The sequence below is a fragment of the Bacillus sp. JJ675 genome (assembly GCF_036963165.1).
GTDB lineage: Bacteria > Bacillota > Bacilli > Bacillales > Bacillaceae > Bacillus > Bacillus glycinifermentans.
The window spans coordinates 78,332-87,916 of sequence record NZ_JBALMR010000040.1 but is presented as its reverse complement, the minus strand read 5'-3'; the positions used below and the strand labels follow the sequence as shown (position 1 = coordinate 87,916).

Below are 9,585 nucleotides of genomic sequence, written 5' to 3'. Positions count from 1 at the left end.
TGACAGGGTGCAGATCATCATGAGTTTGGGTTTTTTTATTAAAAAATAAGCGATCAGCCAATATAAATGTAAGGAATGGATAAGCCAAAAGTGGAAAATGAAGAGAAAATTTTTGAAACCTTGTTTTTGCTCTGTTAAGCCTACGAGAAACTATGTTATACTACTCACGGTATACAGTTTGAAATGGAGGGTATCTGTGGGAAAGTACACTTCTGAAGATCATAAAAAAGCGAGAATTGTTCAGCTTTTTCAGGATGGACAATATCTTTATCATAAAGGGCTCAAAGCTTACAGAGAGCGAAATTTATCCCGCGCGAGCAAGCTCATACAGAGGGCGATTTTTCTTGAACCTGAAAATACGGGCATGCTGAGTCAGCTTGCCGTCATTTATACAGAGATGGGCTATTACCAGCAATCAAATGAACTATTGGACTTCATTCTAAAAAATATAAACGAAAAAATGACCGAGTGCTACTATTTTAAAGCGAACAACTATGCTCATCTCGGACTTTTCCAGGAAGCCTACAAGGCGGCGGAAACTTATTTAAAGGAAGATCCGAACGGCGAGTTCAGCGCGGAAAATGCGGAGCTCCTTGATTTATTGGATATGGGAGAAGATGATTCAGGCTACTCGGAATACGACCAGGATGATTTAATCCTCAAGCAGGACAAGGCGAAATCGCTGTTGGAAAGCGGAGAGCTTCAGGAATCGATCAAGATACTTGAAGAAATCATTGCCGATTATCCGGAATTTTGGTCGGCTTACAATAACTTGGCGCTTGCCTATTTTTACGCCGGCGATATCCAAAAAGCGAAGACGACGATTTATGACATTTTGGAAAAGAGCCACGGCAATCTGCATGCGCTTTGCAATCTTCTTATTTTCTACCATTATGAAAGAAAAGACGAAAAGGTTAGAACGCTTTCTCAGCAGCTGTCCAATATTTATCCGATGCTGCTTGAGCAGAGGTATAAGCTCGGAGCGACGCTTTCGCTTGTCGGCAGGTACGACCTCGGGTTTAAATGGCTCAAATCTCTTTATCGCATGGGATTTGAAGGAGACGAAACCTTTTACTACTGGCTTGCCTGTTCCGCATATTTTACCGGGCGCACTCAGTTTGCCCAGACCGTGTGGAAAAAAATGCAGGAAGAGCATCCTTCTGCCGGACGGATGGAGCCGTGGAAAGAACGGATCGAAAAAGTCCCTGTTCAGCGGCCGCTTGAGGAACGCCTTGCCGCATACTACCTAAGCGGGAGAAAAGGGGAAAAAGAACTGCTGAAAGCCGTGCTCGATTCCAAAATGGCCAAAACGTCGTTTGAAGATCAGTTTGTAAGGCTCGTGCTGTACGGCGAAAACGGGACGGCCGTCACCTCAAAAGACGCTCGTCTCGCATACAGAACAGCGAAAGCGATCGAAGAAGCCGACCGTTCCGCGATCGAACAGGAAGCGATGTGTTTTTGGATATTTCATGTCATTCAGCAAATCAGGGCTTACGGGCTTCAGCTGAAAAACGCCGACGGGTTGGCCGCGGCCATCTACTTCATTTGGAAAACAGAGCATCAGGAGCGTCTGACGAAAGCCGAAACGGCAAGGCTTTTCCGAATTTCGCCAGGAACGCTTTCAAAATACGAACGTACATTAAAAGAACATCTTTAACAACAGGCTGAACCTTGGTTCATCCTGTTTTGTTTTTTGAGCAAAAATATAGCGCTTATTCATGATATTTTATAGGATATGGGTAAGGAAGAATCAAGAAGGGAATCTTATAGAAATGGACTGCTTGCCGGCGTAAGCAGCAAGAAGATTCATGAAGGAGTGAACATTGTGTCAGAAGAAAAAATTTATGACTGCATCATCATCGGAGCGGGTCCTGCAGGAATGACAGCGGCCGTTTATACATCAAGAGCGAACCTGTCAACCTTGATGGTTGAAAGAGGGGTGCCCGGCGGACAGATGGCCAACACGGAGGATGTGGAAAACTATCCGGGATTTGAAAGCATTCTTGGACCCGAACTTTCCAATAAAATGTTTGAACACGCGAAGAAGTTCGGTGCGGAGTATGCGTACGGAGACATTAAAGAAATCGTAAACGGCGATGAGTATAAAATCGTTAAAGCGGGATCAAAAGAGTTCAAAGGGCGCTCCATTATCATTGCGGCCGGCGCTGAATACAAAAAACTCGGCGTTCCCGGCGAAAAAGAGCTCGGCGGCCGCGGGGTTTCATACTGCGCGGTATGCGACGGCGCATTCTTTAAAAACAAAGAGCTCGTCGTTGTCGGCGGCGGAGACTCCGCAGTGGAAGAAGGCGTCTACTTGACGCGCTTTGCTTCAAAAGTAACGATCGTACACCGCCGCGACAAACTGAGAGCGCAAAGCATTCTTCAAGCGCGGGCGTTTGACAATGAAAAAGTCGATTTCCTTTGGAACAAGACGGTCAAGGAAATTCATGAACAAGACGGAAAAGTCGGCAAAGTGACGCTCGTTGATACCGTTACCGGCGAAGAAGAAGAATTCCGTACGGACGGCGTCTTTATTTACATCGGCATGCTGCCGCTGTCAGAACCGTTCAAAAACCTCGGCATCACAAACGATGAAGGCTATATCGTAACGAATGAGCGCATGGAGACGAAAGCCGAAGGCATTTTTGCAGCAGGCGACATCCGCGAAAAATCGCTCCGCCAGATCGTTACTGCAACAGGTGACGGAAGCATCGCCGCACAGAGCGTTCAGCATTATATTGAAGAGCTGAAGGAAAAAGAAAAGGCTGTAAAATAACGGCCGTTAATCGTCATCGTGATTTAATCGGTCTGTAACACCAGTGAAACAATTTTTGGTTATGATTAAATCAGTAATTGACCCCCTTTTATAATGAATTTTTTGGCGCGGATTTTCGATCCGTGCCCTTTTTTTATGCAAGGGTAATTTTTACATATTTTCACAATTTGTTCATATTTACAACATGAATATCAGGATTTTGCTGTAAAATAGAAGAAAAGAAGTTTTTTCGCAAACGCTTCCATTCGCGTCCTGAAGGCATGAGAGGAACCAGGCAAAAGAATCGGCGGCCCGGAAAAACCGATTTTTACAGTTGGACTGCATGTTCATTGTGAGCGGGATCAGGAAACGGTATAATAAGAAAAAGAATTGTTGGAATTAAAGGATGGGTGACAGACTTGCAAAGAGTGACGAATTGTGTGCTGATTTCAGATGATCAAGTCCTTTTGCTGAAAAAACCGCGCCGGGGCTGGTGGGTCGCCCCGGGCGGGAAAATGGAAAGCGGGGAAACGGTCAGGGATGCCGTCATCAGGGAATATCGCGAAGAGACAGGCTTATACGTATTAAACCCGCAATTAAAAGGAATATTCACCTTTATCATAAAAGAAAATGATCAGGTTGTATCAGAATGGATGATGTTCACGTTCGTCGCCGATCATTATACAGGAAGTCCTGTAGAGGAGTCTGAAGAAGGGATCATTCAGTGGCATCAGGCAGGAGAGATAGAGAATTTGCCGATGGCGCCGGGTGATGGTCATATCCTTGATTTTATGCTGAAGGGCAGCGGACTGCTTCACGGCACATTTACGTATACGCCGGATTTTGAACTGCTGTCCTACCGTCTGGACCCGCAGGGCGAATAAAAAACTAGGGGGGAGAAGCATGAGTGCGAATGGAAGCCACGAAATTCAGCTGGTCATTATAACTGGAATGTCAGGCGCAGGAAAAACGGTTGCGATTCAAAGCTTTGAGGATCTCGGTTTTTTCTGTGTGGACAATCTGCCGCCGTCTCTGCTCCCGAAATTTTTGGAGCTGATGAAGGAATCAAGTTCAAAAATGAGCAAGGTGGCCCTTGTCATGGATTTGCGCGGACGCGAATTTTTCGACAGGCTGATCGAGGCTCTCGATGAAATCGGGGAAACATCGTGGATCACGCCGCGTATTTTGTTTTTAGATGCAAAGGATTCGGTTCTTGTTTCGCGCTACAAAGAGACAAGGCGGTCACACCCTCTTGCCACGACGGGACTGCCGCTTGAAGGAATCGAAACGGAACGCGAGCTTTTGGAGGAGCTGAAAGGCCGCTCGCAAATCATATACGACACATCCGATATGAAGCCGAGGGATCTTCGGGAAAAGATCGTCCAGCATTTTGCGGACGATCACGGCCGCCATACTTTTACAGTCAATGTCATGTCGTTTGGATTTAAATACGGGATTCCGATTGACGCTGATCTTGTATTCGATGTGAGGTTTCTTCCGAATCCGTATTATATCGACAGCATGAGGCCGCTGACCGGAAGGGACGAGGAAGTGTCCTCCTATGTGATGAAGTGGAGCGAAACGCAGAAGTTCCTTGAGAAGCTGACGGATCTTTTGGGCTTTATGCTTCCTTCCTACAAACGCGAAGGAAAAAGCCAGCTTGTCATTGCGATCGGATGCACAGGGGGCCAGCATCGCTCTGTGACCCTTGCTGAATACATTGCCGATTATTTTAAAAAAGACTACTATACTCATGTTACTCACCGGGACATTGAGAAGAAAAGCAGAAAATAGCATGGCAGATCAGAAAAAAATCGCGATCTTTGGCGGCGGGACAGGTCTTTCCGTTTTGCTGAGGGGATTAAAGCATCAGCCTGTAGACATCACGGCGATCGTGACGGTCGCCGATGACGGGGGAAGCTCCGGACGCTTGAGAAACGAGTTGAAAATCCCCCCGCCCGGCGATGTCCGGAACGTGCTGGCTGCATTGTCGGACGTGGAGCCGCTCGTCGAAGACCTGTTTCAGCACCGCTTTAAAAAAGGCGGCGATTTAATCGGCCATTCGCTGGGGAACTTAATTTTGGCGGCGATGACGAATATAACCGGTGATTTTTTTCACGCCGTTACCGAAATGAGCAAAGTTTTAAATGTTCGCGGAAAAGTTCTCCCGGCTGCAAATACAAGCGTGGTGCTTCATGCGGAGATGGAAGACGGACGGATTATATCCGGCGAATCGACGATTCCTTCTTACGGACAGCGGATTAAAAGGGTGTTTTTAACCCCGGAAAAAATCGAGCCCTTGCCGGAAACGATCGAAGTGATCCGGGAGGCCGATCTGATCATTCTCGGGCCTGGCAGCCTCTATACGAGCATTTTGCCCAATCTGCTCGTCCCGAAGATCGGAGAGGAAATTTTAAACGCATCAGCGAAAAAGGTCTATATTTGCAATGTGATGACACAGCCTGGAGAAACGCTGTACTACAGCGCTGCCGATCACGTAAACGCCCTGAATCAGCACATGGGCGGACCTTTTATTGATACGATCCTCGTCAATTCAGAGGAAATCCCGGAAGATATTCGGGAAAGATACGCAAAAGAATCGGCCCAGCCTGTTCAGTTCAACATAGACGTTCTGTCTAGCATGGGACTTGAAGTGATCAAAGATCAAATCGTGACGTATGAAAACGGCGTGATCCGCCATGATACGCATAAAGTCGCTTCGCTTCTTGTTGATTTGTTAAAAGAATAGCAGGCCTTGGAATGGGGGTGTCTAAACATGTCATTTGCATCGGAAACGAAAAAAGAACTTACAAACCTGGAAGTCAAGGATTGCTGCGCGAAAGCGGAACTCTCCGCCCTCATTCGGATGAACGGTTCACTTTCTTTTTCAAACAGAAAGGTTGTTCTCGATGTCCAAACCGAGAACGCGGCCATCGCAAGAAGAATTTATACATTGATCAAAAAACAATATGAGGTTTCGGTCGAACTGTTGGTTCGAAAAAAGATGAGACTGAAAAAAAATAACGTCTACATCGTGCGTTTGATCGAAAACGCAAAGTTCATCCTTGAAGATTTAAAAATACTCGGAGAGAACTTTGTCATCGTGAGAAACATTTCAGAGGAACTGGTCAAAAAAAGGTGCTGCAAGCGATCTTATATGAGAGGGGCTTTTTTGGCCGGAGGGTCTGTCAACAATCCTGAGACCTCTTCGTACCATCTCGAAATTTTTTCGCTGTACAAAGAGCATAATGACTCATTATGCAGGCTCATGAACCAGTTTCACTTAAACAGCAAAACGCTTGAGCGGAAAAAGGGATATATCACTTATCTGAAGGAAGCCGAGAAAATCACCGAATTTTTAAACGTGATCGGCGCACACAATTCTCTGCTTCGCTTTGAAGACGTCCGGATCGTGCGCGACATGAGGAACTCGGTGAACCGCCTCGTCAATTGCGAAACCGCAAATTTAAACAAAACGATCGGCGCTTCTCTCAGACAGGTGGAAAACATTAAATTCATCGATGAGAAAATCGGTCTTGAAGCTTTGCCCGAAAAGCTGCGGGAAATCGCACAGCTCCGCATCGACTATCAGGAAGTGACCTTAAAAGAGCTTGGGGAAATGGTCGCGAGCGGAAAAATCAGCAAGTCGGGCATCAATCACCGTCTTAGAAAATTGGACGAAATTGCCGAACAGCTGCGGCTGGGACAGCCGGTTTCTTTAAAATAATGCAGGGAGTGGGGGAGATCGCATGGTTCAACAAAAAGTGGAAGTCCGTTTGAAAACGGGACTGCAGGCGCGTCCTGCAGCATTGTTTGTTCAGGAAGCCAACCGCTTCCAATCAGACATTTTTCTAGAAAAGGGAGATAAGAAAGTGAATGCCAAAAGCATTATGGGACTGATGAGTCTGGCCGTCAGCACCGGATCGGAGGTCACCCTGATCGCCGACGGAACCGATGAGCAAGACGCCCTTAAGGTATTGACTGATTATGTCCAGGAAGAAAGCTAAACTCCCGTCGGGGTTTAGCTTTTTCATTCACAATGGGAAAGGAGATTCGCGATGACTGCTATGCTTGATGCATTATATAAAAGGATTGGATACCCGCCGGGTCAAGGCGTTTCTTTTGCCGATCTGCCGGAGTTTTTGTCTTTGATTGCTTTGCAGTTCCCTTTTGAAAACGGGGCGGTCTTGAATAAAGAACGGATTCCGATGACGAAAGAAAGCCTGACGGACGCCTTGCTGAACAACAAACGCGGAGGTTTGTGCTATGATTTGAACGCCTTTCTTTATTATGTGCTGAAGGAAATCGGCTTTTCCGTTCAGCTTGTTCAGGGAACCGTCTTCCATCCTCAGGAAGGAAAGTGGGCGCTGACAGGAACGCACGTCGCCGTCATCCTTCAGGAAGGAAATGAGACCTATCTTCTGGATACCGGTTTTGGGGCCAATCTTCCGCTGAAACCCGTTCCGTTCACAGGCGAGTCCGTTTCGTCGAAAACAGGCGTTTACCGCATCAGAAAAGCGAAGACGGAAAAAGGAGACTACCTTCTTGAAATGGATAAAGGAGAAGGATGGCAGACGGGCTATGCGTTCACGCTGGAGCCGATCGATGAAGCGGTGCTTGCCGATGTCCGCGATGCGATTTTTGACCATGAAGACTCGCCGTTCAACAAAAATCCGCTTGCGTCCAAGCTGACAAAAGACGGAAAATTAATTTTGTCGAAAGATCATTTAACAAAACACTCAGACGGCGGCATTTCAAAAGAAGCCATTCAACAAGAGGAATTCAGGAAGATTTTTGAAGACGCATTTTTTGACTGAAACATTCCGGAAGCAGACGGGACGCGGGCGCGGCCGTGTTCATTCGATCGGCAAAAGAAACAGCCTATCCAAAGCGCACCGTCTGTTTCTGGCGGCGGCGTGAACACGCAGGGCCCTTCTTTCCCATCTCAGTAAATCATATTTTCCATGAAAGGTGACAAACATGTACAACATATTCATCGCGGAGGATGATGAACAGATCGCTTCCATACTGTGCAATCATTTGCAAAAATACGGCTATCATGTCAGCATGGCTCAAGAATTCGACCGGATAAAACAGGAAGTTATCGAAAAACAGGCCGATTTGGTGCTCTTGGATATTAACCTCCCGTATTTTGACGGGTTTTATTGGTGCCGGCAAATCCGCGCCGTTTCCAATGTGCCGATCATTTTCATTTCAGCCCGGACTGATGAATTGAATCAGGTAATGGCGATTGAGCATGGCGGCGATGATTATATGACAAAGCCGTTTCACCTTGAGGTTGTCCTCGCTAAAATGAAAAGCGTGCTGCGCCGGACATACGGCGAATACTCATCCGCTCTCCATCAGGAGACACAGATGATGGAGCTCGGCGGTTTGTACATATATCCTGATCGGTTTGAAGCGGAATGCGGGAACAAGCGCATCTCTCTTTCCCAAAAGGAATTTCAGCTTTTATCGATCTTTGTGAAGGAGCACGGCCGCATCGTCTCGAGGGACGAGCTGCTCGAAGCGTTGTGGGACGAAATCGAGTTCGTTGATGACAATACGCTGACCGTCAATGTGAACCGGTTAAGAAAAAAACTCAGTGAACTGGGAATTGACGATGCCATCGCAACCGTCCGGGGGCAGGGGTATCGGTTTTCTATGGATCGGAAGGATGAATAGGATGTTCAAGACATATTTACGCGATCGGGCGTGGCTCATTCTGTTTTCGCTGCTGGGCATCGTTTTTGCCGTTGCCGCGGTATGGCTCGGCGCTTTTGAGAACGGCGGTATTTCCGGAGCGAACATCTGCTATGTATTCGTATTGATGACCGCTTTTCTTATCGCGGGGTTAGCCATCGATTACGGCAGGCAGCGATCTTTTCTTCTTCAATTAAAAAAACAGCATCTAGACGTCTCAGAGATGCAGACGGGGGAAGCGCTTAAAGCCTATCATCCGCAAACGGAAGAGCAGCGGATCTGGACTTCGCTGATTGCCAAAATCAATAAATCATACAGGGAAAAGCTTGCCCGCAACTCAAGGCAGCGCCAGCAGCACGTCGATTTTACCAATCAATGGATTCATCATATGAAAACACCCGTCTCCGTCATTTCGCTTCTTATACAGGAGGGGAGAAAACAGTCTGATCCAGCGTCACTCCGCACTGTACTCGGTGATATTGAAGAGGAAAATGAACGGTTTCGCCGCGGATTGGACATGATGCTTCATATGGCGAGGCTTGACCATTTTGCGATTGATGTGAAGCCTGAGAAAATAGACGTCGTCCGCTTGCTGAGGGATATCATCAATGAGGAGAAGCGGCAGTTTATCAAACGGCGCCTCTTTCCGAAATTAGAGACACCGGACGAGAGCGTGATCGTTTACAGCGACAAAAAATGGCTGACAGTCGTCTTTCAGCAGATCATATACAATGCGTTGAAATATTCGCCCCAGCAAAAGGGGGAAGAGATTATATTTGCAGTTGAACAAACGGGCGATCAGACGTCCGTTTCTGTTATAGACCGGGGGATCGGAATCCCGGCGCACGATCTTCCGCGCATTTTCGCTCCTTTTTTTACCGGGGAAAACGGGCGGACGCAAAAAGAAGCGACGGGAATGGGGCTCTATTTGTCAAAAGAGATTTGCGGCCATTTGGGACATGAGCTTAGCGCTCTTTCAAAGCCCGGAGAGGGAACGGCCGTGACGGTTTCCTTTACGAGCAGCACCCTTCACGGCAATGTGACAGAATTGTAAGGTTGGCCGCCCGGTTTGCAAGGTAATTCGATGGGAGTTGTTTTCGCTCCTTTTTATAATAAAAGAAAAAAAG

At 47.1% G+C, this 9,585-nt stretch carries 10 protein-coding genes; all 10 read left to right on the top strand.

The annotated features are described in order from the left end of the window. Positions 1-196: 196 nt before the first annotated feature. The 10 genes from V7126_RS11095 to V7126_RS11050 all read left to right on the top strand — a co-directional run bounded on the left by V7126_RS11095 (position 197) and on the right by V7126_RS11050 (position 9,512). The gene (locus V7126_RS11095; RefSeq protein ID WP_046131822.1) at positions 197-1,657 is read left to right on the top strand and encodes a tetratricopeptide repeat protein; all 1,461 of its coding nucleotides are present in this window, start codon (positions 197-199) and stop codon (positions 1,655-1,657) included. Between the two features lie 168 nt (positions 1,658-1,825). After that, positions 1,826-2,776: a thioredoxin-disulfide reductase gene (trxB, locus tag V7126_RS11090; protein WP_046131823.1), complete on the top strand. Its 951-nt coding sequence runs from the start codon at positions 1,826-1,828 to the stop codon at positions 2,774-2,776. A gap of 389 nt (positions 2,777-3,165) precedes the next feature. Beyond that, positions 3,166-3,639, top strand: a complete 474-nt coding sequence (locus V7126_RS11085) for an 8-oxo-dGTP diphosphatase (protein ID WP_096891935.1) — start codon at positions 3,166-3,168, stop codon at positions 3,637-3,639. 19 nt (positions 3,640-3,658) lie between these two features. Beyond that, a complete protein-coding gene (gene rapZ, locus V7126_RS11080) occupies positions 3,659-4,549 on the top strand; it encodes an RNase adapter RapZ (RefSeq protein ID WP_046131825.1) in 891 nt (296 codons plus the stop codon). A gap of 1 nt (position 4,550) precedes the next feature. Next, positions 4,551-5,504, top strand: a complete 954-nt coding sequence (locus V7126_RS11075) for a gluconeogenesis factor YvcK family protein (protein WP_046131826.1) — start codon at positions 4,551-4,553, stop codon at positions 5,502-5,504. Between the two features lie 27 nt (positions 5,505-5,531). Continuing rightward, complete coding sequence (whiA, locus tag V7126_RS11070) at positions 5,532-6,482, top strand: DNA-binding protein WhiA (RefSeq protein ID WP_048354984.1); 951 nt, start codon at positions 5,532-5,534, stop codon at positions 6,480-6,482. A 22-nt stretch (positions 6,483-6,504) separates the two neighbouring features. After that, entirely contained in the window at positions 6,505-6,762 is a 258-nt protein-coding gene (locus V7126_RS11065; RefSeq protein ID WP_046131828.1) for an HPr family phosphocarrier protein, read from the top strand. A gap of 51 nt (positions 6,763-6,813) precedes the next feature. Then, entirely contained in the window at positions 6,814-7,572 is a 759-nt protein-coding gene (locus tag V7126_RS11060; protein WP_175075780.1) for an arylamine N-acetyltransferase, read from the top strand. Between the two features lie 163 nt (positions 7,573-7,735). Continuing rightward, a complete protein-coding gene (locus tag V7126_RS11055; RefSeq protein WP_175075779.1) occupies positions 7,736-8,440 on the top strand; it encodes a response regulator transcription factor in 705 nt (234 codons plus the stop codon). Between the two features lies 1 nt (position 8,441). Beyond that, a complete protein-coding gene (locus V7126_RS11050) occupies positions 8,442-9,512 on the top strand; it encodes a sensor histidine kinase (protein WP_046131831.1) in 1,071 nt (356 codons plus the stop codon). Positions 9,513-9,585 lie beyond the last annotated feature (73 nt).

What these genes read in the sequence shown, in the direction of transcription:
- rapZ (WP_046131825.1), top strand. Translation starts at nt 3,659, where the DNA reads ATGAGTGCGAATGGAAGCCACGAAATTCAGCTGGTCATTATAACTGGA.
- V7126_RS11075 (WP_046131826.1), top strand. Translation starts at nt 4,551, where the DNA reads ATGGCAGATCAGAAAAAAATCGCGATCTTTGGCGGCGGGACAGGTCTT.
- whiA (WP_048354984.1), top strand. Translation starts at nt 5,532, where the DNA reads ATGTCATTTGCATCGGAAACGAAAAAAGAACTTACAAACCTGGAAGTC.
- V7126_RS11065 (WP_046131828.1), top strand. Translation starts at nt 6,505, where the DNA reads ATGGTTCAACAAAAAGTGGAAGTCCGTTTGAAAACGGGACTGCAGGCG.
- V7126_RS11060 (WP_175075780.1), top strand. Translation starts at nt 6,814, where the DNA reads ATGACTGCTATGCTTGATGCATTATATAAAAGGATTGGATACCCGCCG.
- V7126_RS11055 (WP_175075779.1), top strand. Translation starts at nt 7,736, where the DNA reads ATGTACAACATATTCATCGCGGAGGATGATGAACAGATCGCTTCCATA.
- V7126_RS11050 (WP_046131831.1), top strand. Translation starts at nt 8,442, where the DNA reads ATGTTCAAGACATATTTACGCGATCGGGCGTGGCTCATTCTGTTTTCG.